Genomic DNA, 26599 nt, shown 5'->3' on the forward strand with positions numbered 1-26599 from the left:
GGGGCAAGTCTCCCGCGAACGTGTGAACGACGACCGTGTCCTTGACGGCCAGTGCCACCGGTGAACCTGTGGATAACTCCGAGGCTGTCGGTGCGGACCCCTATCGTGGATGCAGCGGTCGAGAGACGACACACGGGGGACCGGCGGGGGACAGGACGATGGGCGTGACGGGCGGTATCAGCGAGATGACACAGGTGACCGAGGGACCGGGTGCGGTCGACAGCGAGGCGCTGGCCACGCTGCACCGGGTCTTCGGATACGACGCCTTCCGGGGCGAGCAGCAGGCGGTCATCGAGCATGTCGTGGCGGGCGGCGACGCCCTCGTCCTCATGCCGACCGGCGGCGGAAAGTCGCTCTGCTACCAGATCCCGGCCCTGGTCAGGCCCGGTACCGGCGTGGTGGTCTCCCCACTGATCGCCCTCATGCAGGACCAGGTGGACGCCCTGCGGGCCCTCGGTGTCCGCGCCGGCTTCATGAACTCCACGCAGGACTTCGACGAGCGGCGCGTGGTCGAGGCCCAGTTCCTCGCCGGCGAGCTGGACCTGCTGTACCTGGCGCCGGAGCGGCTGCGCCTGGACACCACGCTGGACCTGCTCTCCCGCGGCAAGATCTCCGTCTTCGCCATCGACGAGGCCCACTGCGTCTCCCAGTGGGGCCACGACTTCCGCCCCGACTACCTCTCCCTGTCCCTGCTCGGCGAGCGCTGGCCGGACGTCCCGCGGATCGCCCTCACCGCGACGGCCACCCGCGCCACCCACGAGGAGATCACCCAGCGGCTGAACCTGCCGGCGGCCCGGCATTTCGTCGCGAGCTTCGACCGGCCCAACATCCAGTACCGGATCGTCCCGAAGGCCGACCCCAGGAAGCAGCTGCTCGCCTTCCTCCGGGAGGAGCACGCCGGCGACGCCGGCATCGTGTACTGCCTCTCGCGGAACTCCGTGGAGCGCACGGCGGAGTTCCTGACCGCCAACGGCATCGCGGCGGTGCCGTACCACGCGGGCCTGGACGCGGCCACGCGCGCGGCGCACCAGTCCCGGTTCCTGCGCGAGGACGGCCTGGTCGTGGTGGCGACCATCGCCTTCGGCATGGGCATCGACAAGCCGGACGTACGCTTCGTCGCCCACCTGGACCTGCCCAAGTCGATCGAGGGGTACTACCAGGAGACCGGCCGTGCGGGCCGCGACGGCCTGCCGTCCACGGCCTGGATGACATACGGCCTCAACGACGTCGTACAGCAGCGCAAGCTCATCCAGTCCGGTGAGGGCGACGAGGCGTTCCGCCGCCGGGCCGCCGCCCACCTCGACGCCATGCTCGCGCTGTGCGAGACCGCCCAGTGCCGCCGCGGCCAGCTGCTCGCCTACTTCGGCCAGGACGCCGACACCGAGGGCTGCGGCAACTGCGACACGTGCCTCACCCCGCCCGAGACCTGGGACGGCACGATCGCCGCGCAGAAGGTGCTGTCCACGGTGGTGCGGCTGCAGCGGGAGCGCGGGCAGAAGTTCGGCGCGCTGCAGATCGTCGACATCCTGCTCGGCAAGCGCACCGGCAAGGTGATCCAGTTCGACCACGACCAGCTGTCCGTCTTCGGCATCGGCCAGGACCTCACCGAGGGCGAGTGGCGGGGTGTCATCCGGCAGCTGCTGGCCCAGGGGCTCCTCGCGGTCGAGGGGGAGTACGGCACGCTGGTCCTCACCGAGGCGAGCGGCTCGGTGCTGCGGCGGGAGCGTGAGGTGCCGCTGCGCAAGGAGCCGAAGAAACCGGCCACCTCCCGGTCGAGGTCCGCCGGCTCCGCCGGAGGCGCCGGCAAGGCGAAAGCCGCCGCGGCCGAACTGCCCGACGAGCTGCTCCCCGCCTTCGAGGCCCTGCGGGCCTGGCGCGCCGAGCAGGCCCGGGAACAGGGTGTCCCGGCCTACGTCATCTTCCACGACGCCACCCTGCGGGAGATCGTGACCCGGCGGCCCGGTTCGGTGCAGGAACTGGGCACGGTGGGCGGCGTCGGCGAGAAGAAGCTGGCGACGTACGGCGAAGGGGTGCTCGAGGTGCTGGCCTCCCTGAACGGGCCGGCCGGCACCGCCGGCGACGTACCGGCCGCCGGCGACGGACCGGACCACGACTGGCCCGAGCCGGCGGACGAGCCCGAGCCGGACGACTGGATATAGCCCGCTGCGCCCGCGCGTGGCACGGGACTCACAACCCCCGCGCCGCGTAGGCCCGGACGTCCGCGTCCGAGTCGGCCGTGGCCGTGGCGAGGGCCGCGCGGGCCTCCGCCGAGGCCCGGTGCCGGCCCAGAGCCAGGACCGCCGCCTTGCGGACGTCGGCGTTCGGGTCGGCGAGAGCCTTGGCGAGGGCGGGGACGGCCGGTTCGGCGGGCGCGGCCGACAGCGCGGTCGCGGCGCCGGAGCGCACCTGCCAGGCCGGGTCCGACAGGGCGGCCACCGCACGTGCGGCCAGCGGCGGCGGGCAGCCGGTGGCGGCCAGCGCACCGAGCGCGGCACCGCGCACCAGCGGGTCGCCGTCCTCGGTGAGCCGCTCCAGAGCCGCGGTCAACAGCTCCCGGTCGGCCGCAGCGAGGGCAGCCGAGCCGACGGTACCCAGGGCCTTCGCCACGGTGACCCGGACCTCCCGGGAAGGATCGTCCGCCGCGTCGGCCAGCGGTCCGACCGCGTCCACCGAGACGAGGGCCCGTACGGCCTCCGTCCGGACGCCGATGTCGGGGTCGTCCAGCGACGCCGCGAACAACCCGGCCTCGCCGAGCCGCAGCGCACGCAGCACATCGAGGGCAGCGGCCCGGACCACGGGGTCGGCCTGGGCGAGCGCACCGGCGAGGGCGGCACCCAGGGCGGGTTCGGGCGGCAGCGTCTCGACGAGCTCCCGCAGCGAGGCCGCGGCGGCCGCACGGACCTCGGCATCGGGGTCGGCGAGCGCACCGGCTAGGGCCTGACCGGTGCCGGACGGCACGGTCTCCGTGAGCACCGCGACGGCCGTACGGCGCACAGCGGGATCCGGGTCGGTCAGGTACGGCTCGACAGCGCCGAGTTCGGGCTCGGCCTCGGCCAGACCCAGCAGCTCCAGCAGCCGGGGTGAGGCGGCGTCCCGCGCGTCCGCCCGGTCCACGGAACCGGCACCGGCGGCCGGCGCGGAAGCGGGCCGCGCGGCCACCGGCGCCAGCTCGCGGGGCCCGGCCGTGGCCACGTGCTCGGGACGGACCTCGCCCAGAGGCCGGGAAGGACCGCCGACAGGCGTGAACTCCTCCACCGGCACCAGATACGGAGCCACGGGACGGGCCGTGAACTCCATCGCACCAGAGGGGGACTTGTGCAGATCGAGATGGTGGAACCAGGAGACGTCGTCACGCCCGGGATGATCGAGACGATCATGGTAGAGACCCCAGCGGGACTCGGTACGGGCCAGAGAGGCGCGGGCGGCCATCTCCGCGCAGTCGCGTATGAAGGTGACCTCGGCACAGCGCATCAGCTCGTGCGGGGTGCGGGCACCCATCGAGGCGATGTCGGCACGCATCCGCTCGAACGCCTCCAGCGCGAGGGAGAGCCGTGCACCCGACTTCGGCGGTGCCACGTAGTCGTTCACGAAACGGCGCAGCTTGTACTCGACCTGGGGCTGCGGCGGGCCGTCCGGGTTGCGCAGCGGGCGGTAGATCAACTCGTGGGCCTCGCGCACCTGGTCCGCGGGAAGCTCACCGTCGTACGCCCTGTACCGGGCGGCGTCCGCGCCCGCGAGGTCGCCGAAGACGAAGGCACCGATCATGTAGTTGTGCGGGACGCAGGCGAGGTCGCCGGCGGCGTACAGCCGGGGAACGGTCGTACGCGCGTGGTCGTCCACGCGGACACCCGAAGCGGAGTGACCGCCGCACAGGCCGATCTCGGAGATGTGCATCTCGACGTCGTGGGTGCGGTAGTCGTGCCCGCGGCCGGCGTGGAAGGTGCCGCGGGTGGGCCGCTCGGTGGAGTGCAGGATCGACTCCAGGGCGGAGATCGACTCCTCGGGCAGGTGGCTGAGCTTGAGGTAGACCGGGCCCCGGTCCCCGGCGACCTCGGCGGCGAACTCGGCCATCATCTGCCCCGACCAGTAGTCGGAGTCGACGAAGCGCTCGCCGTGCCGGTTCACCTGGTAGCCACCGAACGGGTTGGCGACGTAGGCGCAGGCCGGGCCGTTGTAGTCCTTGATCAACGGGTTGATCTGGAAGCACTCGATACCGGTCAGCTCGGCACCCGCGTGGTAGGCCATGGCGTACCCGTCACCGGCGTTGGTGGGGTTCTCGTACGTGCCGTAGAGGTATCCGGAGGCGGGCAGGCCGAGACGGCCGCAGGCACCGGTCGCGAGGATCACCGCACCCGCGCGGATGGTGACGAACGCGCCGGTGCGGGTGTGGAACCCGACGGCCCCCACGGCCCGCCCGTCGGCGGTGAGGACCCGGACCGGCATCACCCGGTTCTCGATCCGGATCCGCTCCCGCATCTCGCGCCGCCGCAACTGCCGGTACAGGACCTTTTTGACGTCCTTGCCCTCTGGCATCGGCAGTACGTACGAGCCGGAGCGATGGACCTGGCGGACCGCGTACTCACCGTGCTCGTCCTTCTCGAACTTGACCCCGTACGACTCCAGCCGCTGCACCATCGCGAAACCGCGCGTGGCGGTCTGGCGGACGGTGGACTGGTCGACGATGCCGTCGTTGGCGCGGGTGATCTCGGCGACGTAGTCGTCGGGTTCGGCACGGCCGGGGATGACCGCGTTGTTGACACCGTCCATGCCCATGGCGAGCGCGCCGGAGTGCCGGACGTGGGCCTTCTCCAGCAGCAGGACGTTCGCGCCGCGCTCGGCGGCGGTCAGGGCGGCCATGGTGCCGGCGGTGCCGCCGCCGACGACGAGGACATCACAGGTCAGCTCCTCGGCATCGGTGACGGCGGGAATCTTCATGGGCGCGGGTGCGAGAGTGGTCACCGGGATGCCTTTCAGGAGCCGAGCGAGCTGAGGACGGCGCGGCGCAGCGCCACACGGGCCGGATCGTCGAAGGCCGCACGGTCACGGGGGCGCGGCACCTCGCGCACGGCGGACACCCGCCCCGAACCGAGCAGGGCCACACGGTCACCGAGGAAGAGGGCCTCGTCCACGTCGTGCGTGACGAACACGACGGTCGCGCCCGTGCCCCGCAACACCTCCACCAGCAGGTCCTGCATGCCGGACCGGGTCTGCGCGTCGAGGGCGCCGAAGGGCTCGTCCATGAGGACCGCGCGCGGGCTGTCCGCCAACGCCCGGGCCAACTGGGCGCGCTGGCGCTGCCCGCCGGACACCCGGTGCGGCAACTGCCCGGCCTGCTCGCTCAGCCCGACCCGCGCGAGCCACGACTCGGCCCGGGAACGCCGCTCCGCGCGCGACACACCCCTGATGGCGAGGGGGAGTTCGACGTTTCCGCGCAAGCTGCGCCAGGGCAGCAGCGCGTCCTCCTGGAAGACGAGGGCGCGGTCCGCCGACGGCCCGGTCAGCGGGCTGTCGTCCACCTCGGCCGTGCCGCCCAGCGGCGGCAGCAGCCCGGCGAGCGTCCGCAGCAGTGTGGACTTGCCGCAGCCGGAGGGGCCGACGACGGTGAGGATCTCGCCGGGGGCGACCTCCAGGTCGACGCCTGAGAGGACCGGCGCGTCGGGGCGGCCGAGGACGGCGGAGCGGAACGCGAGCCGGGTCCCGCGCACGCCTTCCGGTGCCGGCGCGGCGGGCGCGGTGACGGTCTCAGACGAGGTGCTCATCACGGGCCTCCTCGGTGTGGTCCTGGCCCTGCTGCTCGGACTGGGCCTGCTGCTCGGGCTCGCCGTCGGGACGGGCGCCGGCGAGCGGCCGGGGCGTGCGGGGACGCCCTGCGGGGATGTACGAGGTGCGGGGCAGCCAGCGGGTCAGCCGGCGGCCGGCGAGTTCCACCGCCGTGGAGGTGATCCAGCCGAGCACGCCGATCGTGACCATGCCGACGAACACCCCGGGGTAGTTCACCACCGTGTAGTCCTGCCAGGTGCGGTAGCCGACCCCGTACTGGCCCGAGATCATCTCGGCAGAGATCACGCAGATCCACGACACGCCGATGCCCACCGACAGCCCGCCGAAGATGCCGGGCAGGGCTCCCGGCAGCACGACCGAGCGAAGGATCCGGAGCCGGCCGCCGCCCATGGTGCGCACCGCCTCCTCCCAGACCGGGGTCAGCGCGCGGACCGCGTGCCGGGTGGAGACCAGCACCGGGAAGAAGGCGGCGGTGCAGGTGATGAAGACGATGCCCTGCTCGTTCGAGGGGAACAGCAGGATCGCGACCGGGACGAGGGCGATCGCCGGGATCGGCCGGACGACCTCCAGCACCGGGCCGAGCAGGTCCTCGGCCAGGCGGGAGCGGGCCACGAGCACGCCGGTCGCCACGCCGAGTACGGCCGCCAGCGCGAAGCCGGTCAGGATGCGGGTGAGGCTGTCGGTGAGGTCGGTCCAGTAGTCGTCGCCGGAGAGCCGGTCACCGAAGGCGCGGGCCACGTCGGTGACCGTCGGGAACTGCGAGAACCGCAGCCACAGGTCCACCTTCAGACTGGTCAGCAGCTGCCACACGCCCAGGGCGGCGGCCAGGGACGCCGCCCGCAGCGCATACCGGATCAGGGGCCGGCGGGTCACGAGGCCCGCTCCAGGGCCTCGCGGTACGACACCGTGCGGGCGCCGCCGTGGGCGGCGAGGTAGTCCTGCGCGGTGGCCGGGGTGACGAAGGGCAGCAGCCGGTCGCCGTCGGCCACCCAGACCGCCTTGTCGGCGAACCAGAGGGTGCCTGTGGTGGCATCGGGCACGTAGGCGGCGCGGATTCCGTCCTGGTGTGCGGCCAGGTAGGCCAGCAGTTGCTTCGGTGACGTGTAGGAGAGGGTCTTCTCGCCGCCCTTGGGCCACACCTCGCTCGCGGCCGGCGGGGGCGGCGCGGTGAGCCGCTTGGTGTACGACGTGCCGAGTGCCTTCTTCAGGTACTGGTCGTCGACGAAGGAGTCCACGTCGATGTCGCCGGTCAGCTTGGCGGACTTCAGCACGGACACGTCCTGTTCGAGGGCGGCCACGAGCTGAGGACTGAGCGCCGGGTTGAACGTGGAGATGCCGTGGGCGCCGTTGTAGAGGTAGACGACCTCGGCGGGCAGGCCGGTGGCTTCGGCGACCTTCTCGGCCGCGGTGACGGGATGGCCGTTGAGGTAGTCCGTCGCCTGGGCCTGCGCCTTGAGGAAGGCTTCCAGGACGGCCGGGTGCCGGTCGGCGAAGTCCTCGCGGGCGGTCACGCCGTGGAAGGTGGGCAGGTTCAGCCGGGCGCCGTCGTACAGGGCCTTCGCCTTGCCCTGGAAGGCGAGGAGGCCGGGCCAGGCGACGAACTGGGACAGCGCGTCCACACTGCCGGCCGACAGCGCCGAAGCGCCCACCGCGGGTTGCTGGTTGAGCTTGGAGATCCCCTTGTCCGGGTCGATGCCGGCTCGCTGCAGTGCCCGTACGAGGGTGCCGTCGGCGGCCGAGCCGACGCTCGTGGAGACCTTCTTGCCCTTCAGGTCCTTCAGGGACGTGAGCGTGGAGTCCGGTGCGGTGACGATGGTGTTGAGGCCGCCGCGCAGGTTGTAGCCGGTGGTGGAGACCAGGTGGGTCGGCCGGCCCAGCTGCTTGCCGCGGGCCGCGTTGAGCAGCAGCGGGAAGTCGCCCATCGAGCCGATGTCGATCTTCCCGGCGGTCATCTGGGCGGTGATCGGGGCGCCGGTGGCGTAGTCCTGCCAGTCGACCTTGTAGGTGTGGCCGTCGTGCAGGGAGTGGAGCTGCTTCTCGAAGTATCCGAGAGAGCGCAGCAGGGTGCCGGCGGTGACGGTGTTGATGGTCTTGGACTGGTAGCCGACGGTCACGGTGACCGTGGAGCCGCTGCCCGCCTCGGCGCTGCCGCCGCAGGCGGAAAGGGGCAGCAGGAGTGCGGCGGCGGACAGGGCGACTGCCGTGCGTTTCATGATGGGTGTACCTCTCACCGCAGCAGGTAGGGCATGTTGACCGTGACGGCTCCGGTGGGGCAGCGGGCCGCGCAGGGACCGCAGTACCAGCACTCGTCGACGTGCATGTACGCCTTGCCGCTGCTCTCGTCGATGGCGAGGGAGTCCAGCGGGCACATGTCCACGCAGAGGGTGCAGCCGTCGATGCACTTCGACTCGTCGATGGTCACGGGCACGTCGGCCCGCTGGGGCGCCAAGGGCATGGCTGTCTCCAGGAAAGGTGCAGGCGGGGCGGTTACGACCGGTGCAGCAGGCCGCTCATCGTGATGCGGTCGCCGCGGAAGCGGATGAACTCCAGATCGACGGGCCGGCCGTCGGCGAGGTGCGTGAGGCGCTCCAGCATCATGACGGCGGCGCCGCGCGGGGCCTGGAGTACCGCTGCGGAGTGGGCGTCCGCGTTCACCGCCTCCAGGGTGATCTCGGCGTGGCCGAGAGGCCGGCCGGTGATGGCTTCCAGGAGGCGGAAGACATCGGTGTTCTCCAGGTCGGCGCCGAGCAGGGCGGTACCGATGTCGAGCGGGATGTAGGTGAGGTCGAGGGAGAGCGGGAGGCCGTTCAGGCGGCGCAGACGTTCGATGTAGAGGACGTCGGAGCCGGCCGGGACGCGGAGGCGTTCGGCCACGGGGGCGGGTGCGGGGGCGGGGCCCATGGTGCGGACCTCGTTGGTGACGCGGCCGTGTTCGCGGAGGGTTTCCGCGAGGCCCATCAGACGGTCGAGCCCGTGCGGGTATTTCCGGGCGACGACGACGGTGCCGACTCCGGGCAGCCGGTCCACCAGGCCCTCGGCCCGGAGCAGGTCCAGGGCCTGGCGGACGGTGTTGCGGGAGGCGCGGTAGTCGGTGGCGAGGGTGGACTCGTGGGGGAGGGTGCCGTCCTGGAAAGTGCCGGTGAGGATCTGGCGGCGCAGCAGGTCGGCGAGCTGCCGGGCCCGGTCCGCACGCAGCCGGTGCCGTGCGCGGTGGGCGGCGACGGTGCTCGCGGCGCCCTGCCCGGCATGGTCTCGGGGGCGGTCGGTGGGTGGCATGGCTGGAACCATACCTACGCGGTAGGAAATGGCGTGTTGCTGGAGTGTTGCGCCAGGTGCGGGCACCAGGAGCGAGCCGTTGAGCTGGTCTTTTCCGCTCGGCGGGGCAAGATCTGCCACCCCGCGGGGACGGTCAGGACAGCGCCGTCAGCCCTGGGGCGAACGTGATCAGCAACGGCAGCAGCGGTACCAGCGCGGCCACCGTCGTGGTCAGGGCCCGGTGCCGGCGCAGCAGCCGCGGCGGCGGCTCCAGCAGGCGGTCGACCCGCTCGCCCAGCAGGCGGCGGCTGGAGTCGCAGGACAGGACACCTCGGTGCTGGTTCAGCTCGATCAGGGCGAGGGCCGTGGTGAGGTGCCCGCAGCGGCGGGACGCCGTGTCGTCGGCGGCCAGCTCGACCAGGCGGTGGGTCTGGTCGCAGAAGTGGGCGAACAGCGGCACCTGCGGGAAGCCCGTGGCGAGGGCGGTGGACAGGTGCAGCAGCCAGTCGTGGTGGGCGCGGGCGTGCCCGCGCTCGTGGGTGAGGACGGCGTCCAGCTGGAGGTCGGTGAGGCGCTGCAGCGCCCCCGTGGTGACGACCAGTTGCGGCGGGTGCCCCGGCATCCACCAGGCGTCCGGGTACTCGTCCTCCAGCACCAGCATCGGCCCGCGCCCCGCGGGCAGCCCGGCCGGCAGCTCGGGGGCGCGCTCGCGCAGCTGCGCCCGGGCCTGGCCCCGGCTGCGGCGGGCCTCGACGAGTTCCCGGGCGAGCATCGCCGTCGTCCAGGCCGCTCCGCAGGCCAGCAGCACGGTGAGCGCCGCGGCCCACACCGGCGCGGTGGACAGGTCGTAGGCCGCGGTGACCGCGGGCGGTGCGGGGGCGAACACGTGGTCGCGGACGGTGTGGAAGACGGCCGCCGCGCCCAGGACCAGCGCGGTCAGGCAGCACAGCAGCACGGTCGCGACCAGGCACTGCCACACCCACAGCGCGACCACGGGTTCACGCTCGGGCCAGGCGGCACGGGTCAGCGCGCGCGGTGCCGGTACGGCGGCCGTGAGGGCGACGACGCTCAGCAGGAGCAGGCAGACGGTCATGCCGGGGCTCCGGTTCCTGGTCGGAGAGGTGTGCGGATGTCGGTGGTTCCGGGCACGCTGCACGCGACGGCGGCTCGCGCGCGGTGCGTGTCCCCGTCAGTATGACGAAGACGGGCGGTGCGAGTCAGGTGTCGGCGGCGATCCGGTCGGCGCGGCGACCTCGACCGTGGCACACGCGCGTGGGCGGTTCTCGTACCGCCACGCGCGCGTGCCCGTGCCGCGCCCGGCGCCGGCCCGGTGGCCCCGGTCGCGGGTCAGCCCGTCACGACCCGCCCGCTGACCTCGCCCAGCCCGACCCGGCGCCCGTCCGCGCCGGGAGCCCAGGCCGACAGGGTCACCACGTCCCCGTCCTCCAGGAAGGTCCGCTTGCCGTCGGGGAGTTCGAGGGGGTCGCGGCCGTTCCAGGTCAGCTCCAGCAGGGAGCCGCGCTGGTTCTCGTCCGGGCCGCTGACCGTGCCCGAGCCGTACAGGTCGCCGGTGCGCAGCGAGGCACCGTTGACCGTCATGTGGGCGAGCTGCTGGGCGGCGGTCCAGTACATGGTGGAGAACGGGGGCTCGGAGACCACATGGCCGTTGATCGCGACGGAGATGCGGAGGTCGTAGCCGCCGGGCTCGGTGCCGGGCGCCGAGTCGTCCAGATAGGGCAGCAGCGGGTGCGTGCGCTCCGGGGGTGTCACGCGCGCGTGCTCCAGCGCTTCGAGCGGGGTGATCCACGCCGACACCGAGGTGGCGAAGGACTTGCCGAGGAACGGGCCGAGGGGGACGTACTCCCAGGCCTGGATGTCCCGCGCGGACCAGTCGTTCAGCAGGCACAGCCCGAACACGTGCTCCCTGAAGTCGCCGAGTGCGACCGGACCGCCCAGCCGGGACGGCACGCCCACGACGAAGCCGACCTCGGCCTCGATGTCCAGCCGGATCGACGGGCCGAAGACGGGAGAGGGGTCGCCGGGGCCCTTGCGCTGCCCGGACGGCCGTACGACGTCGGTGCCCGAGACGACGACCGTGCCGGAGCGGCCGTGGTAGCCGATCGGCAGGTGCTTCCAGTTGGGGGTGAGGGAGTCCTCGGCGTCCGGGCGGAAGATCTGGCCGACGTTGCGGGCGTGGTTCTCCGAGGCGTAGAAGTCGACGTAGTCCGCGACCTCGAAGGGCAGGTGCAGGGTCACCTCGGACAGGGGGTGGAACAGCGGCTCGACGGTCTCGCGGTGTGCCGGGTCCGTGATCCACGAGGTGAGGGCGCGCCGTACGTCCGACCAGGTGGTGCGGCCGGCGGCGAGCAGCGGGTTCAGGGTGGGCCGGGCGAGCAGCGCCTGGTGGGGCGAGCCGAGCGCCGCGGCCGTGGCGCCCGCGTCGAGGACGTGGTTCCCGAGCCGGACGCCGATCCTCCGCTCCGTGCTGCCGGAGGGCGAGAACACGCCATAGGGGAGGTTGTGCGGACCGAAGGGGTCGCCCTCGGGGACGTCGAAGGGGGGCATGGGGTGCTGCCTCACTCTCATCCGGGCCATGCACGGCGTTCCATGTGATCGGGCCACACGTTACGGCCGACTCGTGTGTCTTGGGCAGTGCCGCACTCCGGAGAGCTGCTGAGCGCGCGTGCGGTCGTCGCCGGCGCCGGCCTGTCCCGGCCGGACCACTTGCCGGTGGCACACTCATCCGGGCGTCTGCAGAAGCCACTTGGGGTCGTGAACCGTGCAAGTGCGTGGAAAGACAGGTGAGTCGGCGGGGCGCCGCGTCCGTATTCTCTGATCATGGCACCCTCCCTGGCATATGCACTGATCGCCACTGACCTGGACGGAACGCTGCTGCGCGGTGACGACACCGTCTCCGACCGGTCGCTCGCCGCGCTCGCGCGGGTGGTGCGGGCCGGTGCCCGGCACCTGGTGGTGACAGGCCGCCCGGCGCCGCGGGTACGGCCGCTGCTGGCGGACCTCGGCTGCACGGGGCTCGCGGTGTGCGGCCAGGGGGCACAGGTCTACGACGCCGGGTCCCACCGTCTGCTGTGGTCGGTCCGGCTGGACCGGGAGCTGGCCGAGACGGCGCTCGGCAAGATCGAGGCGGAGGTGGGGCAGGTCTACGCGGCGGTCGACCAGGACGGCGTGGACGGGCTCACGCTCATCGAGCCCGGCTACCGGATGCCCCACCCGACGCTGCCTGCGGTGCGCGTCGGCCGGCGGGAGGAGCTGTGGCGCGAGCCCATCAGCAAGGTGCTGCTGCGGCACGCCTCCCTGTCCGACGACGAGCTGGCGACGGTGGCGCGCTCGGCGGTGGGTTCGCTGGCGACGGTCACCATGTCGGGGCCGGGGACCGTGGAGCTGCAGCCGAGGGGGGTGACGAAGGCGACCGGGCTGGCGCTGGCCGCCGAGCGGCTCGGGGTGGAGGCCGACCGGGCCCTCGCCTTCGGCGACATGCCCAACGACATCCCCATGTTCGAGTGGGCCGGACGCGGTGTCGCGATGGCCAACGCGCACCCCGAACTGAAGGCGGTGGCCGACGAGGTCACCTTGTCGAACGAGGACGACGGCATCGCCGTCGTCCTCGAAGGACTCTTCCCGACCGGCCGGCCGTGATGACCGGCCGGCCGTGATGACCCGCCGGCCGTGATGGCCGGCCTGACCGGGACCTCAGGAAAGAAGGGTGCGGCGGCCGGCCGGCGCCGGTCAGTACGCGCCGAACACGTTGTCGATCGACCCGTACCGCGCGGCCGCGTAGTTGCAGGCGGCGGTGATGTTCGCGACCGGGTCGTAGATGTTGAACGAGGTTCCGGCGACGTGGTACGCGTTGAAGGTGGGGTCGATGACCTGGAGCAGTCCCTTGGACGGGATGCCCTTGGCGGCGTTGGAGTCCCAGAGGTTGATGGCCGTCGGGTTGCCCGAGGACTCGCGGATGATGTTGCGGTAGATGCCGTTGTAGGTGCCCGGGATGTGCTTCTCGGCCATGATCGCGAGCGACTCGCGGATCCAGCCGTCCAGGTTGTTCGGGTATCCGGCGGTGGTGGTGGCCGGCGTGGAGGTGCCGGTGGCCGCGGAGGCGCCGGTCGCGCCGATGAGCGGCAGGGCGAGGACGGCGACGCCGGTGCCGGCGGCGGCGAGGGCGCGGACGAGGCGGCTGTTCCGGGTGCGGCGGTGCTGAACGGCAGCGGGCATGGGGGTGTTCCTCTCCGGCGCCTGCGAGGTGAGCTGTCGGGTTCGGGCGGGGAGGTGCCCGGCCGCGCCCTTGAGGAGGCACGGCTTCACCCCTAGCCGTGTCGGTGCGGCGTGTGCCGACCGGCCCGGCGACTTACCTGGGATCCCCCGCTCCTGCCGTACGAATGAGTTCGTCGATGGGTTATGCGGGCGGCGGCAGGATTCGGCGTCCGCCCGACGGCCCGGAACGTATGCGAGAGCACATGTCGGGAACAAGTACCGGATTCATACAACAGGCGATTTGACCTTGATCGACGCTGTATGGGGTGCTTGATCCTTTGCGATTGCCAAGCCTCAACTCGCTTGCGCGGCAAGGGGTCGCGGGGGTTGGGGGGTGTGGGGCGGGTATACGGGGCGCGTGACCCAATTCACGAAATGGCAAATCGCTCGAAATCGGGCATGGGGGAATAAGGGGATTCACCCCTAAGGTGGCGGAGGGGGCGTCTGGAGAGGTTGCGAAACGGTGCCTGTATTGCTGTTAAGTCAATAAATGTCCGTTCTTACTATGTGATCAAGACCATGCCGGTCGTGGTCCCATGCCGCCCGGGCTGGACCGGTGGGCGCTATCGGTGATCGAAACAGGACCGGATACGCTGACTTGAGTGATGGCAGCGACCTATCGACAAACCGTGTAATCGCCAGCAGACACCAGCAGACAGGAGACCCCTCGTGACCGTCGTCGGGCCGTTCGGGCTGAGCGTGCGGGACCAGGCTCTGGAAGCCGATGTCCAGGCCGGATTGGCGGCTGTCGAGGAAGGCTTGCTCGAAGCCACCAAGAGCGAGGTCCCGTTCATCACGGAGGCCGCGCAGCACCTCGTGCGGGCCGGAGGGAAGCGTTTCCGGCCACTCCTCGCGATGCTCGCCGCCCAGTTCGGCGACCCCTACGCGCCGGGCGTCGTGCCGTCGGCCGTGGTCGTGGAGCTGACCCACCTGGCCACGCTGTACCACGACGACGTCATGGACGAGGCGGCCGTACGGCGCGGCGTGGACAGCGCCAACGCCCGCTGGGGCAACTCCGTCGCGGTCCTCACCGGCGACTTCCTCTTCGCCCGCGCCTCCCAGATCCTCGCCGACCTCGGCCCCGAGGCGGTCCGGGTGCAGGCCCTGGCGTTCGAACGGCTGGTCACCGGTCAGATCCTGGAGACCGCGGGTCCCTCGGACGGCCGCGACCCGGTCGAGCACTACCTGGACGTGCTCGGCGGCAAGACGGGCTCCCTGGTGGCGGTCTCGTGCCGGTTCGGCGCGATGATGTCCGGCGCCGGCGAGCGGGTCGTCGACGTGCTCACCCAGTACGGCGAACGGCTCGGGGTCGCCTTCCAGCTCGCCGACGACGTCCTGGACATCGCCTCCGACTCCCACGAGTCCGGCAAGACCCCGGGCACCGACCTGCGCGAGGGCATCGCGACCCTGCCCGTGCTCCGGCTGCGCGAGCGGGCCGCCCGGCTGGGCCTGCCCGAGGACATCGCGCTGTGCGAGCTGCTCGACTCCGACCTCAGCGACGACGCCCGGCACGCCGAGGCGCTGGCCGCGCTGCGCGCGCACCCCGCGCTGGAGCAGGCCCGCCGGGACACCGTCCGGTACGCGGAGGAGGCGCGGGCCGCGCTGGCCCCGCTGCCCGAGTGCGACTCCAAGGCGGCCCTGACGGAGCTGTGCGACGCGGTCGTGCACCGCGCCGGCTGACCGGCCGGCCACTCGTACGGGCGACGGCGTCCCGCGCGACCCCTACGGGTCGGGTGGAGACTCCGGCGCCGTGTGTCATACCGCAGGTGGACCCGGAGTTGGCTCCGTGGGCTGACGCTTCCTCACGGCCGATTTGGTCAGATGGACACCACGGAAATCACCACTCCTCACCGATTCGGGTGAGAATGGCGGCTCAGGGTGGACCAGCGGACCAGCGTGAGGACAGCCGCCGCCGACGACGGAGGTAAGGCACACATGGCACCGTACGAATCCGACGACGCAGTGGACGCCGCGCAGGACGAGACCCCGCGCTCCGGCCGGCGCAAGGCCGCCCGGTACGCCGTTCCGGTGGCCGTGGTGGGGGTGGCGGCGGCCACGATCGGGCTGGTCCCGGCGCTCGCCGACTCCGGGGACCCCGACCTGCCGAAGATCAGCGCGCAGCAGCTCATCGAGAAGATCGCCAAGTCGGACGTGCAGCAGCTGTCCGGCACCGTGAAGGTCAGCACCGACCTCGGCCTGCCCGACCTCGGCGGCCTGGAGGACGGCCTGCTCTCCGGCGCGGGCGGGGGCGGCTCCGGCGACGGCTCCTCGGCCGACCCGCAGGCCAAGCTCACCGAGCTGGTCTCCGGCACGCACACCCTGCGCGTCGCCGCCGACGGCCCGGACCGGCAGAAGCTCTCCCTGCTGGAGCGCGGCGCCGAGTACAGCCTGATCCACGACGGCAAGGACGTCTGGGGCTACGACAGCAAGAGCAACGAGGCCTACCACTCCACCGCGGCCGGCTCCGGCAAGGACCACCGGTCCGAGCCGCCGGCCACGCCCAAGGACTTCGCCGACGAGGCCCTGAAGGCGGTGGACGACACCACGTCCGTCACCGTCGACGGCACCGCGCAGGTCGCCGGGCGTGACGCCTACAAGCTGCTGATCCAGCCCCGGCAGTCCGGCACCACCGTCGGCGCGATCAGCATCGCCGTGGACGCGAAGACGGGCATGCCGCTGAAGTTCACGCTGACCCCGAAGAGCGGCGGCGCCGCCGTGCTCGACGCGGGCTTCACCCAGGTCTCCTTCGCCAGGCCGGCCGCCTCCACCTTCGACTTCACCCCGCCCAAGGGCGCGAAGGTCACCGAGGAGAAGGACGAGGCCGAGGCGCGCGGGCACGCTCCGAAGCACGGCGACGCCCCGACGCACGGCCGAGCCCCGAAGCACGGCGAGGACTTCGCCGAGGGCCTGAAGGGCACGGGCGGCCCGACGGTCATAGGCAAGGGCTGGACCTCGGTGGTGACCGTCGACACCGGCGCCAAGGGCGGCCTGCCGACCGGTTCCCAGGGCGGTGACCTCGGCGGCTTCCTCGGTTCGCTCGGCGAGCAGGTCGACGGGAAGTTCGGCAAGGGCACGGTGTTCTCCACCCGCCTGGTCAACGCCCTGATCACCGACGACGGCAAGGTCTACGCCGGCGCGGTCACCAAGGACGCCCTGGTGAAGGCGGCCGACGCGGCGAAGTGACCCGTCGGGCACGAGGCATCGGACACATCGAGGGGGAGCCGATGGACGCACCGTCCGCCGCGCGGCCGGGCCAGGGGGACGTGCCGGCGAGCGTGATCGCCACGCGCGGCCTCACCAAGCGCTACCGCGGTGGGCAGCTCGCCGTGGACGGTCTCGACCTGACCGTCCCGGCGGGCAGCGTCTTCGGCTTCCTCGGCCCCAACGGCTCGGGCAAGACCACCACCATCCGGATGCTGATGGGCCTGATCGAGCCGACCGCGGGCACCGCCCGCGTGCTGGGCCGGCCCATGCCCCGCTCGGCGCGCACGGTCCTCCCGCAGGTCGGGGCCCTCATCGAGGGCCCCGCCCTGTACGGCTTCCTGTCCGGCCGGGACAACCTGTTGCGCTACGACGCCGCCGACCCGACCGCCGACCCCCGCACCCGGCGCGCCCGCGTCGCCGCGGCACTGGACCGGGTCGGCCTCGCGGCCGCCGCGGGCAAGAAGGCGAAGGCGTACTCGCTGGGCATGAAGCAGCGCCTGGGGCTGGCCGCAGCACTGCTCCAGCCACGCAGACTGCTCGTCCTGGACGAACCCACCAACGGCCTCGACCCGCAGGGCATGCGCGAGATACGCACCCTGATCAGGGAACTGGCCGCCGACGGCACGACCGTGTTCCTCTCCTCCCACCTCCTGGACGAGATCGAGCAGGTGTGCACCCACGCGGCGGTCATGGCCCAGGGCCGGCTCGTCACCCAGGGCGCGGTGGCGGACCTCGCGGCCGGGGCGCGCGGCCGGCTGGTCGTGAGCACCCCGGACGGGGCGGAGACGGCCCGCGTACTGAAGGAACTGGGCGTCGGGGACGTGAGCGCCGACGGCGACCGGGTCACCGGCGAACCGCCCGAGCGGGACCTCGCCGAGGTGACCGCGGCCCTGGTCACCGCGGGTGTCCGGGTCCGGGGACTGACGGTCGAACGCGCCTCGTTGGAGGACGCGTTCGTGGCACTGACGGGGGAGGGCTTCGATGTCGCGGGCTGACGTGCTGGAGGCGGACACCGGGCGCCGGACGAACCCCCTGTGGTCCCTGGGACTGCTGCGCAGCGAGTTGGTCACCACCGTCCGCCGCTGGCGGACCCTTGCCCTGCTCGGGGTGCTGGCCGCGGTGCCGGTCCTGGTCGGGATCGCGGTCCGGATCGAGACACGGGGCGGCGGATCGGCCGGCGGCGGGAGCGGCGAGGGCCCGGCGTTCATCACGCAGATCACCAACAACGGGCTGTTCCTGGTGTTCACCGCGCTCGCCGCGACCCTGCCGTTCTTCCTGCCGATGGCCGTCGGCGTCGTCGCGGGCGACGCGATCGCCGGGGAGGCGGGCGCGGGCACCCTGCGCTATCTGCTGGTCGCCCCGGCCGGCCGCACCCGGCTGCTGCTCACCAAGTACGCGACCGTGCTGGCCTTCTGCCTGCTGGCCACGCTCGTCGTCGCCGTCTCCGCGCTGATCGTCGGGGCGCTGCTCTTCCCGATGGGGGAGCTGACGACGATCTCCGGCACCCGGATCAGCTTCGCCGAGGGACTCGGCCGGGCCCTGCTGATCGCGCTGGTCGTCGCCGCCTCACTGGTCGGCGTGGCGGCCCTCGGCCTGTTCGTGTCGACCCTCACCAACAGCGGCATAGCCGCGATGGCGACCACCGTCGGTCTGGTCATCACCGTGCAGATCGTCGACCAGATACCCCAGCTGCACGCGTTGCAGCCCTACCTCTTCTCGCACTACTGGCTGTCCTTCGCCGACCTGATGCGCGACCCCGTCTACTGGGACGACCTGGTGCGCAACCTCGGCCTCCAGGGGCTGTACGCGGTGGTGTTCGGCTCGGCCGCCTGGGCGCGGTTCACGGCGAAGGACATCAGCGCCTAGACCTGGACGCCGACAGCGTCCCGGACGCCGTCGGTCTCGTGGGGAAAGCGCGCGAGAGGCGTCTCCTGTGCGAAGAACGTCTTCGCGCGCGCCAGCGCCGCCGTGTCCTTGCGTACGTCACCGGGCGCGCTGCCGTTGCCGAGCAGGACCCCGCCGAAGCGCATCCCCAGGTAGGCGGCCGAGTTGTTGAGCGTGCCGACGTACGGGTCCGCGACCGACGGCTCGTGGTCGGCCAGTGCGGCGACGCCCCAGAGGGTGCGGCCGGCCATCGTCGCCTTGAAGTCGACGCCCGGGGTGCGCAGCCAGGCCGACCAGTAGTCCAGGTAGCGCTTGGTGAGGCTGGACACCGAGTACCAGTACAGCGGCGAGGCGATCACGATGTCGGTCGCGGCGAGGGTGGCGTCCAGCAGCAGGCCGACCGGGGTGCCCGCGGACGGCCGTACGTGGTCCTCGTCGTGGCGCAGGTCCGCGAAGTCGGGCAGCGGGTGTTCGGCGAGGCGGATCCAGCGCTGCTCGACGCCGGTGGGCAGCTGGGCGGCGGCCTCGCGGGCCAGCAGCTCGGTGTTGCCGTCCTGGCGGGCGCTGCCCAGGACGAAGAGGAAGCGGCGGCTCATGGGTCCCCCAGGTGCGTCGTGTCGTACCCCGAATAAAGGCATGTGCATTTTATGCATACGCAAGAAAATCTGGCCAGGGTGCGGCTGGTGCGAGGCTGTGACGTCGCGGTGACGCGGAAGCCGGGGGGAAGGCGACACACTGGTGGGCAGGACGCGTACGACCGGATCGCGACGCCGGAGGAGTGAGGACACCGATGGCCCGACTCAGCTTCGAGAAGAAGCGTGCGGAGCAGCCCGTGGAGTATCCGGCGACGGTGCCCGTCAGGGTCTTCGGCCCGGGATACGCGACGGTGGGCGGGACGTCGGTCGTGGCGGCGGCGGGTGAGGAGATCCAGCAGGCCGTGCTGAACCACCTCCAGCGCCTGGCGATCAGCCTCGGCGCCCCCATACTGGCCACGGTCCAGGACGACCAGGCGGGCTGTGTCGTGCCGCTGGAGGTCTCGACGGACGGCTCCAGCCGGATGACGGGCGAGCCGGAGCGGGTGCCCGCCGCGCCCGCCCCGGGGCCGGCGGCCGTGCCGCCGGGCACCGTGCAGGTGCCGACCGGCCGGTTCGGACCGGCGCCCGTGATGAGCGAGGCCGCGGTCGCCGCCGCACCGGCCGGGCCGGCCGTCCCCGTCGCCCCCGTCCAACCGGAGCCCCTCGTCGCCGTACAGCAGGAACCCCTCATCGCTGTACCGGCGGAGCCGCTCGTCGCCGTACTGGAGGAGCCCGCCGCACCGGTCACGACCGCCACCCCCACTCCGCCTCGCGGATTCGACGCGGTGGCCGAAGAGGTGCTCGGGGACGGGCCGCTGACCGAGACGGCCGAGGGCGCGGAACTGCTCACCGAGCCGATGAGCCGTATCAACGAGGCCGTACGGGCGGGCCGTATCGACGCGGCGGCGGAGCTGGCCGACCGGACCCTCACCGAGGCGTCCGCCGTGCTCGGCGAGTACCACGCCGAGGTGCTGCACCTGCGCGAACTGCGCGCCTACATCGCCTACCTGGCCGACGACCCGGTCCGCGCCTTCCGGCTGTCCCTGGACCTCGCCCGGCTGCGCCGCCAGGCACGGGACGGGGAGGCCGCCTACGGCAACGTGCAGAGCGCGGCCACCGCCTGGCGGGCGGTGCGCGACCCGGAGGAGGGCCTGCGGCTGGGCCGCGACCTGATCGACCTGTGGACCGACCTCACCGCCGAGCCGGGCCCCGCCGCGGACGACCCGCGCCCGCTGGAGTACGCCCGCGCCCGCATGGTCCGCCTCACCGACCGCGCGGCGAAGGCGGCGGCCCAGGCGTGACCGGCGCCGCCCGCGCCCGGGCCGCCTGACGCACGGACCGCCGGCTACTGCACGCAGAACTCGTTGCCCTCCGGATCCGCCATCAGGACCCACTGGCCCGCGGGTTCGCTCACCTCGCGCAGGACTCGGGCGCCCAGCGCCTGAAGGCGTGTCACCTCGTCCGCGCGCCGCTCCGGCCCGGTGTGGAGGTCGAGGTGGAGCCGGTTCTTCACCGTCTTCGGCTCCGGTACCCGCTGGAACAGCAGCCGCCGTCCGAGCCCGGTGCCGGTCTCGGGGTCGTACGGGTCGTCGGGGTGGCGTACGGCGACCAGGTCACGGAAGGCGGGCCGGCCGTGGTACTCGACGGTGGCCTCCCCGGACAGCGCGCCGAGGGACAGCAGTCGTTCGACGAGGGCGCTGTTGTCCTCGGCGGTGTAGTGCAGGGCCGCGGCCCAGAAGTCGGCCTGGGCGTGCGGGTCGGCCGCGTCGATGACGATCTTCCAGTGCAGCGGGGCGGGCGCCTGTGTGGTCATGGCTCCCACTTATAGCCGGGGCCCTCGGCGGAGGGGGCCCTTCCACGCGCCCAGGCGCGGTCGCGGGCCCTCAGGCGTCCGCCGGAGCCGATGCCGGGGAGTCGGCCGTGCGGGCCGCCGGTACGGAGAAACGCTCCGGCCGCCGTGCGAAGCGCAGTGCGTCGCCCGTGAGCAGGAGCAGTGCCAGCCAGACCAGGGCGAACCCGGCCCACCGCTCGGCGGGCATGGACTCGTGGAAGTAGAGGACACCGAGCAGGAACTGGAAGATCGGGGCCAGGTACTGGAGCAGGCCCAGCGTGGACAGCGGCACGCGGATCGCCGCCGCGCCGAAGCAGACCAGAGGCAGCGCGGTGACGACGCCGGTGGAGACGAGCAGGGCGGCGTGTCCGCTGCCGTGGCCCAGGAACGTGGCGTCGCCGTGGGCGGTCAGCCACAGCAGATAGCCGAGCGCCGGCAGGAACTGGATCGCGGTCTCGGCGGCCAGCGACTCGACACCGCCGAGGGCGACCTTCTTCTTCACCAGCCCGTAGGTGGCGAAGGAGAAGGCGAGGCACAGCGAGATCCACGGCGGGCGGCCGAAGCCGACGGTCAGCACGACGACGGCGGCGAAGCCGATCGCGACCGCCGCCCACTGCACGCGCCGCAGTCGCTCCTTCAGGAGCAGCACGCCCATCGCGATGGTGACCAGCGGGTTGATGAAGTAGCCGAGCGAGGCCTCGACCACGTGGCCGGAGTTCACGGCCCAGATGTAGATGCCCCAGTTCACGGTGATGACGCCGGCCGCCACGGCGACCAGACCGAGCCGCCGGGGCTGGCGCAGCAGCTCTCCGGCCCAGGCCCAGCGCCGTACGAAGAGCAGTGCGACGGCGACGACCACCAGGGACCACACCATCCGGTTGGCCAGGATCTCCACCGCGCCGGCGGGTTTGAGCAGCGGCCAGAACAGGGGGACCAGTCCCCACATCCCATAGGCGGCGAAGCCGTTCAGCAGGCCTATTCGGTGCTCAGCCTCGGACGTCCCGGCCACGGCCTCTCCTCCTTGCCCGCGCGTCCTCCCTGGACGTGCGAGAACGAAGGTAACGCCGGAGCTTCCCGGCTGTCATGCCCGTATCGCCACACGGTCATGACAGCCGGGCCGGACGCCGGTGTCAGCCCTTCAGCGCGGCCGTGACCGCCTCGGCCAGCGGCGTCGTCGGGCGGCCGATCAGCCGGGACAGATCGCCGGAGGAGACGACCAGCTCGCCCTTCTCGATCGAGGCGTCCACGCCGGCCAGCACCCCGGCCAGCGGTGCGGGCAGCCCCGCGCCGGTCAGGATGCCGGTGAGGGCCTCCACCGAGACCGGGTTGTAGACGATCTCCCTGCCGGTCTGCCGGCTCAGCTCGGCCGCGTACTCGGCGAAGCTCCACGCCTCGTCGCCGCCCAGCTCGTACGTCGTGTTCTCGTGCGCCTCGCCGGTCAGCACCGCGACCGCGGCGGCGGCGTAGTCGGCGCGGGAGGCCGAGGAGACCCGGCCGTCACCGGCGGCCTGGACGACGGCGCCGTGCTCCAGGACCGGCGCCAGGTTCTCCGTGTAGTTCTCGTGGTACCAGCCGTTGCGCAGCAGGCTGTACGGCAGGCCGGACGCGAGCAGCACCTGCTCGGTGGCCCGGTGGTCGTCCGCCAGCGCGGCCGTCAGACTGCCGGGTGCGCTGGTGTAGGCGAGCAGGGCCACACCGGCCGCCTTGGCCGCCTCGATGACGACCGTGTGCTGTCCGACCCGGCCCTTGTCGAACTCGTTGCCGGAGATCAGCAGGACCTTGTCGCCGGCGGCGAACAGGCCGTCGAAGGTCTCGGGCGCGTTGTAGTCGGCGACCGCCAGCCGCACTCCGCGGGCGGCGAGGTCGGCGGCCTTCGCCTCGTCGCGCACGACGGCGGTGATCCGGTCCGCGGGGACCTTCTCCAGCAGCTGCTCCACGACGAGGCGGCCGAGGTGTCCGGTGGCTCCGGTGACGACGATGCTCATGAGGGGGTCTCCTTCTCGGGTGCGTCTGCCACTGACCCTAGAAGGGGCGCTAACTAAACGAAAGTACCCACTTTGAAGTAAGGTACGGTCGTGAAGGTAAGTGAGGTAAAGGGCGACGGCGAGGCCATGTGCCCCCACCGCCTCGTTCTGGAACACGTCACCAGCCGCTGGGGTGTGCTGGTGCTCATCCAGCTCCTCGACCGTCCCCATCGGTTCGGCGAACTGCGCCGTGCCATCGGCAGGGTCAGCGAGAAGATGCTCACGCAGACCCTCCAGACCCTGGAGCGCGACGGTCTCGTCCACCGGGACGCCAAGCCGGTCATCCCGCCCCGCGTCGACTACTCCCTGACCGGGCTGGGCCGCGAGGCGGCGGAGCAGGTGCGGGCGCTGGCGCAGTGGACCCAGCAGCGCATGGACGACGTGCTCAGCGCCCGCCGGGCATACGACGAGGCCCGGGAAATCCAGTCCCGGGCCTCGTGATCAGAGCGATTTCATGAAAGACGGGCGAGCCGGCTAGCCGACGACCGTCCAGGTGTCCCCGCCGGCCAGCAGCGCGGCCAGGTCTCCCTTGCCGCGCTGTTCGATCGCGGTGTCGAGCTGCTCGGCCATCTGCGTGTCGTAGACCGGCCGTTCGACGGACCGGAACACTCCGATCGGGGTGTGGTGCAGGGTGTCCGGGTCGGCCAGCCGGGACAGGGCGAAGGCCGTGGTCGGGGACGCGGCGTGGGCGTCGTGGACCAGGACGTCGGCCTCGTTCTCCGGGGTCACGGTCACCACCCGCAGATCACCGGTCTGCCGGTCGCGGACAACCCCTCTCGCCCCGTCGGCACCGAAGCGGATCGGCTGCCCGTGCTCCAGCCGGATCAGCGCCTCCTCCGCCCGCTGCTTGTCCTTCAGGGCGTCGAAGGCACCGTCGTTGAAGATGTTGCAGTTCTGGTAGATCTCGATCAGCGCCGTGCCCGGGTGGTCGGCGGCGGCGCGCAGCACCTCGGTCAGGTGCTTGCGGTCGGAGTCGATCGTGCGGGCCACGAAGGACGCCTCCGCGCCGATCGCCAGCGACACCGGGTTGAACGGCGCGTCCAGCGAGCCCATCGGCGTCGACTTGGTGATCTTGCCGACCTCGGAGGTGGGCGAGTACTGGCCCTTGGTCAGGCCGTAGATCCGGTTGTTGAACAGCAGGATCTTCAGGTTGACGTTGCGGCGCAGGGCGTGGATCAGGTGGTTGCCGCCGATGGACAGCGCGTCGCCGTCACCGGTGACGACCCACACGCTCAGGTCCCGGCGGGAGGAGGCCAGGCCCGTCGCGATGGCGGGGGCGCGGCCGTGGATGGAGTGCATCCCGTAGGTGTTCATGTAGTACGGGAAGCGGGAGGAGCAGCCGATGCCGGAGACGAAGACGATGTTCTCCCGGGCGAGGCCCAGCTCCGGCATGAAGCCCTGGACGGCCGCGAGGATCGCGTAGTCACCGCAGCCCGGGCACCAGCGCACCTCCTGGTCCGACTTGAAGTCCTTCATCGACTGTCTGGCCTCGGCCTTGGGGACCAGCTGCAGCAGCGCGTTGCCGGCGTCAGTCATCGATGGCCTCCTTCAGCGCCGCGGCGAGCTGTTCCGCCTTGAACGGCATGCCGTTGACCTGGTTGTACGAGTGGGCGTCGACCAGGTACTTCGCTCGGACGAGGGTGGCGAGCTGTCCCAGGTTCATCTCGGGGATCACCACCTTGTCGTAGCCCTTCAGCACCGTGCCGAGGTTGCGCGGGAAGGGGTTGAGGTGGCGCAGGTGGGCCTGGGCGATCGACTCGCCGGCCGCGCGCAGCCGCCGTACCGCCGCCGTGATCGGCCCGTAGGTGGAACCCCAGCCGAGGACCAGGGTCGTCGCGCCGTGCGGGTCGTCGACCTCCACGTCGGGGACGTCGATGCCGTCGACCTTGGCCTGCCGGGTGCGGACCATGAAGTCGTGGTTGGCCGGGTCGTAGGAGATGTTGCCCGTGCCGTCCTGCTTCTCGATGCCGCCGATGCGGTGCTCCAGGCCCGGGGTGCCGGGGATCGCCCACGGGCGGGCCAGGGTCTGCGGGTCCCGCTTGTACGGCCAGAAGACCTCGGTGCCGTCCGCGAGCGTGTGGTTCGGTCCGGAGGCGAACCGCACCCGCAGGTCGGGCAGCTCCTCCAGGTCCGGGATGCGCCACGGCTCGGAGCCGTTGGCCAGATAGCCGTCGGACAGCAGCATCACCGGCGTGCGGTACGTCAGCGCGATCCGGGCCGCCTCCAGCGCGGCGTCGAAGCAGTCGGCCGGGGTCCTCGGCGCGATCACCGGGACCGGGGCCTCGCCGTTGCGGCCGTACATCGCCTGCAGCAGGTCGGCCTGCTCGGTCTTGGTCGGCAGACCCGTCGACGGGCCGCCGCGCTGGATGTCCACCACCAGCAGGGGCAGCTCCAGCGAGACCGCGAGGCCGATCGTCTCGCTCTTCAGGGCGACACCGGGGCCGCTCGTCGTGGTCACCGCGAGCGAGCCGCCGAACGCCGCGCCGAGGGCCGCGCCGATGCCCGCGATCTCGTCCTCGGCCTGGAAGGTGCGCACGCCGAAGTTCTTGTGCTTGCTCAGCTCGTGCAGGATGTCCGAGGCCGGAGTGATCGGGTACGACCCCAGGAACAGCGGCAGGTCCGCCTGGCGGGACGCGGTGATCAGGCCGTAGGCCAGGGCGAGGTTGCCGGAGATGTTGCGGTAGGTGCCGACCGGGAAGGCCTTGGCGGCCGGCGCGACCTCGTAGGAGACCGCGAAGTCCTCCGTCGTCTCGCCGAAGTTCCAGCCCGCGCGGAACGCGGCGATGTTGGCCTCGGCGATCTGCGGCTTCTTCGCGAACTTCGACTTCAGGAACTTCTCGGTGCCCTCGGTGGGCCGGTGGTACATCCAGCTCAGCAGGCCCAGCGCGAACATGTTCTTGCTGCGCTCGGCCTCCTTGCGGGACAGGTCGAACTTCTTCAGCGCCTCCACGGTGAGCGTGGTCAGCGGCACCGGATGGAGGCTGTAGCCGTCGAGCGAGCCGTCCTCCAGCGGAGAGGCGTCGTACCCGACCTTCTGCAGGGCGCGCTTGGTGAACTCGTCGGTGTTGACGATGATCTCGGCGCCGCGGGGCAGGTCGCCGATGTTGGCCTTCAGGGCGGCCGGGTTCATGGCGACGAGGACGTTCGGCGCGTCACCGGGGGTGAGGATGTCGTGGTCGGCGAAGTGCAGCTGGAAGGACGAGACACCCGGCAGGGTGCCGGCAGGGGCGCGGATCTCGGCGGGGAAGTTCGGCAGGGTGGAGAGGTCGTTGCCGAACGAGGCGGTCTCCGAGGTGAACCGGTCACCGGTGAGCTGCATGCCGTCACCCGAGTCCCCCGCGAACCGGATGATCACCCGGTCCAGGCGCCGCACGTCCTTCGCGCCGCCCGGTTTGCGCTGCTCTCCCACGACGGTTCCGTCGGTCTGCTCCGCTGGGCTGCTGACCTGGCTGGTCACTGAACTGGACCTCCTTCGAGGCGGCTGTCCGGGGCCTGGTCGTCCCACGGACCATCCCAGGATCAACCCTACGTCGGTTAGGGTCGCCTTCCCGAGGTCATCCGTGGATTGGACGAATTCGAGACGGCCTGTCGCGCTGACTTCACATCATGTCCCGCATCGCCGAGGCGCGGGTCAAGGCGCTCCCCGCGCGTTCCCAGGTTCTCTCGTCCGGCTGCCGTCCGGGCCCCAGGCCGCCCCCTACGGGGCTTTTCGCTCTCCCCTCCGGGTCTGTCCCGGTCTCCCGCCCGGGCCGGTTCCGGCCCCCGGTCGGGGT

At 72.0% G+C, this 26599-nt stretch carries 23 protein-coding genes and 1 riboswitch; of the genes, 8 read left to right on the plus strand and 15 right to left on the minus strand.

Translation table 11 applies throughout. The features are described from left to right. The first annotated feature begins 158 nt into the window (after positions 1–158). Positions 159–2159, plus strand: a complete 2001-nt coding sequence (gene recQ, locus IEZ20_RS13735) for a DNA helicase RecQ (RefSeq protein WP_189298049.1) — start codon at positions 159–161, stop codon at positions 2157–2159. 28 nt (positions 2160–2187) lie between these two features. Here recQ and IEZ20_RS13740 read toward each other — a convergent pair whose 3' ends face one another. The 8 genes from IEZ20_RS13740 to fahA all read right to left on the minus strand — a co-directional run bounded on the left by IEZ20_RS13740 (position 2188) and on the right by fahA (position 11601). Further along, positions 2188–4935 carry a fumarate reductase/succinate dehydrogenase flavoprotein subunit gene (locus IEZ20_RS13740; protein WP_189298529.1) on the minus strand — a complete coding sequence of 916 codons (2748 nt, stop codon included), beginning with the start codon at positions 4933–4935 and terminating at the stop codon, positions 2188–2190. 35 nt (positions 4936–4970) lie between these two features. Continuing rightward, the gene (locus IEZ20_RS13745; RefSeq protein WP_189298051.1) at positions 4971–5759 is read right to left on the minus strand and encodes an ABC transporter ATP-binding protein; all 789 of its coding nucleotides are present in this window, start codon (positions 5757–5759) and stop codon (positions 4971–4973) included. Next, positions 5743–6639, minus strand: coding sequence for an ABC transporter permease (locus tag IEZ20_RS13750; protein ID WP_229896073.1), 897 nt, complete (start codon positions 6637–6639; stop codon positions 5743–5745). Before IEZ20_RS13750 ends, IEZ20_RS13745 begins: the two co-directional genes overlap by 17 nt. 11 nt (positions 6640–6650) lie before the next feature. Then, entirely contained in the window at positions 6651–7994 is a 1344-nt protein-coding gene (locus tag IEZ20_RS13755; RefSeq protein WP_189298053.1) for an ABC transporter substrate-binding protein, read from the minus strand. Positions 7995–8008: 14 nt separating this feature from the next. Further along, positions 8009–8236, minus strand: a complete 228-nt coding sequence (locus IEZ20_RS13760; RefSeq protein ID WP_030347217.1) for a 4Fe-4S dicluster domain-containing protein — start codon at positions 8234–8236, stop codon at positions 8009–8011. Positions 8237–8268: 32 nt separating this feature from the next. Next, complete coding sequence (locus tag IEZ20_RS13765; RefSeq protein WP_189298055.1) at positions 8269–9057, minus strand: GntR family transcriptional regulator; 789 nt, start codon at positions 9055–9057, stop codon at positions 8269–8271. Positions 9058–9190: 133 nt separating this feature from the next. Continuing rightward, positions 9191–10129, minus strand: a complete 939-nt coding sequence (locus IEZ20_RS13770) for a M56 family metallopeptidase (protein ID WP_189298058.1) — start codon at positions 10127–10129, stop codon at positions 9191–9193. Between the two features lie 254 nt (positions 10130–10383). Beyond that, entirely contained in the window at positions 10384–11601 is a 1218-nt protein-coding gene (gene fahA / locus IEZ20_RS13775; RefSeq protein ID WP_189298060.1) for a fumarylacetoacetase, read from the minus strand. Between the two features lie 273 nt (positions 11602–11874). On the opposite strand from fahA, the gene IEZ20_RS13780 reads away from it, so the two are divergent. After that, positions 11875–12693, plus strand: a complete 819-nt coding sequence (locus tag IEZ20_RS13780; RefSeq protein WP_189298061.1) for an HAD family hydrolase — start codon at positions 11875–11877, stop codon at positions 12691–12693. Positions 12694–12783: 90 nt separating this feature from the next. On the opposite strand, the gene IEZ20_RS13785 is transcribed toward IEZ20_RS13780, so the two are convergent. Beyond that, positions 12784–13269, minus strand: a complete 486-nt coding sequence (locus IEZ20_RS13785; RefSeq protein ID WP_189298063.1) for a transglycosylase SLT domain-containing protein — start codon at positions 13267–13269, stop codon at positions 12784–12786. Between the two features lie 5 nt (positions 13270–13274). Then, a riboswitch (cyclic di-AMP (ydaO/yuaA leader) is annotated at positions 13275–13455 on the minus strand. Positions 13456–13977: 522 nt separating this feature from the next. Here IEZ20_RS13785 and IEZ20_RS13790 point away from each other — a divergent pair. From IEZ20_RS13790 to IEZ20_RS13805, 4 genes are all read left to right on the plus strand, one after another. Further along, complete coding sequence (locus tag IEZ20_RS13790) at positions 13978–14988, plus strand: polyprenyl synthetase family protein (RefSeq protein ID WP_189298065.1); 1011 nt, start codon at positions 13978–13980, stop codon at positions 14986–14988. Positions 14989–15243: 255 nt separating this feature from the next. Beyond that, on the plus strand, positions 15244–16491 hold the full coding sequence (locus IEZ20_RS13795) for a LolA family protein (RefSeq protein ID WP_189298067.1): 1248 nt from the start codon (positions 15244–15246) through the stop codon (positions 16489–16491). A gap of 41 nt (positions 16492–16532) precedes the next feature. Continuing rightward, positions 16533–17507 carry an ABC transporter ATP-binding protein gene (locus IEZ20_RS13800; RefSeq protein WP_189298069.1) on the plus strand — a complete coding sequence of 325 codons (975 nt, stop codon included), beginning with the start codon at positions 16533–16535 and terminating at the stop codon, positions 17505–17507. Beyond that, positions 17494–18378, plus strand: coding sequence for an ABC transporter permease (locus IEZ20_RS13805; protein ID WP_189298071.1), 885 nt, complete (start codon positions 17494–17496; stop codon positions 18376–18378). Before IEZ20_RS13800 ends, IEZ20_RS13805 begins: the two co-directional genes overlap by 14 nt. On the opposite strand, the gene IEZ20_RS13810 is transcribed toward IEZ20_RS13805, so the two are convergent. Next, entirely contained in the window at positions 18375–18992 is a 618-nt protein-coding gene (locus IEZ20_RS13810) for a flavodoxin family protein (protein WP_189298073.1), read from the minus strand. The two genes, IEZ20_RS13805 and IEZ20_RS13810, sit on opposite strands and share 4 nt — an antisense overlap. Positions 18993–19186: 194 nt before the next feature. Between IEZ20_RS13810 and IEZ20_RS13815 the strand changes: the two genes are divergently transcribed. Continuing rightward, complete coding sequence (locus IEZ20_RS13815) at positions 19187–20272, plus strand: hypothetical protein (protein ID WP_229896054.1); 1086 nt, start codon at positions 19187–19189, stop codon at positions 20270–20272. Positions 20273–20316: 44 nt separating this feature from the next. Here IEZ20_RS13815 and IEZ20_RS13820 read toward each other — a convergent pair whose 3' ends face one another. The 3 genes from IEZ20_RS13820 to IEZ20_RS13830 all read right to left on the minus strand — a co-directional run bounded on the left by IEZ20_RS13820 (position 20317) and on the right by IEZ20_RS13830 (position 22787). Further along, complete coding sequence (locus IEZ20_RS13820) at positions 20317–20784, minus strand: VOC family protein (protein ID WP_189298075.1); 468 nt, start codon at positions 20782–20784, stop codon at positions 20317–20319. A gap of 70 nt (positions 20785–20854) precedes the next feature. Further along, on the minus strand, positions 20855–21811 hold the full coding sequence (gene rarD, locus IEZ20_RS13825) for an EamA family transporter RarD (protein WP_189298078.1): 957 nt from the start codon (positions 21809–21811) through the stop codon (positions 20855–20857). Between the two features lie 121 nt (positions 21812–21932). Then, the gene (locus tag IEZ20_RS13830) at positions 21933–22787 is read right to left on the minus strand and encodes an SDR family oxidoreductase (protein WP_189298080.1); all 855 of its coding nucleotides are present in this window, start codon (positions 22785–22787) and stop codon (positions 21933–21935) included. Positions 22788–22913: 126 nt separating this feature from the next. Here IEZ20_RS13830 and IEZ20_RS13835 point away from each other — a divergent pair, with 126 nt between their 5' ends. After that, the gene (locus IEZ20_RS13835) at positions 22914–23267 is read left to right on the plus strand and encodes a winged helix-turn-helix transcriptional regulator (RefSeq protein WP_189298534.1); all 354 of its coding nucleotides are present in this window, start codon (positions 22914–22916) and stop codon (positions 23265–23267) included. A gap of 33 nt (positions 23268–23300) precedes the next feature. On the opposite strand, the gene IEZ20_RS13840 is transcribed toward IEZ20_RS13835, so the two are convergent. Together IEZ20_RS13840 and IEZ20_RS13845 are read right to left on the minus strand one after the other, a co-directional pair. Further along, the gene (locus IEZ20_RS13840; protein ID WP_189298081.1) at positions 23301–24362 is read right to left on the minus strand and encodes a 2-oxoacid:ferredoxin oxidoreductase subunit beta; all 1062 of its coding nucleotides are present in this window, start codon (positions 24360–24362) and stop codon (positions 23301–23303) included. Then, positions 24355–26283, minus strand: coding sequence for a 2-oxoacid:acceptor oxidoreductase subunit alpha (locus tag IEZ20_RS13845; RefSeq protein WP_189298084.1), 1929 nt, complete (start codon positions 26281–26283; stop codon positions 24355–24357). Before IEZ20_RS13845 ends, IEZ20_RS13840 begins: the two co-directional genes overlap by 8 nt. Positions 26284–26599 lie beyond the last annotated feature (316 nt).

This window comes from Streptomyces cinerochromogenes (assembly GCF_014648635.1).
Lineage (GTDB): Bacteria > Actinomycetota > Actinomycetes > Streptomycetales > Streptomycetaceae > Streptomyces > Streptomyces cinerochromogenes.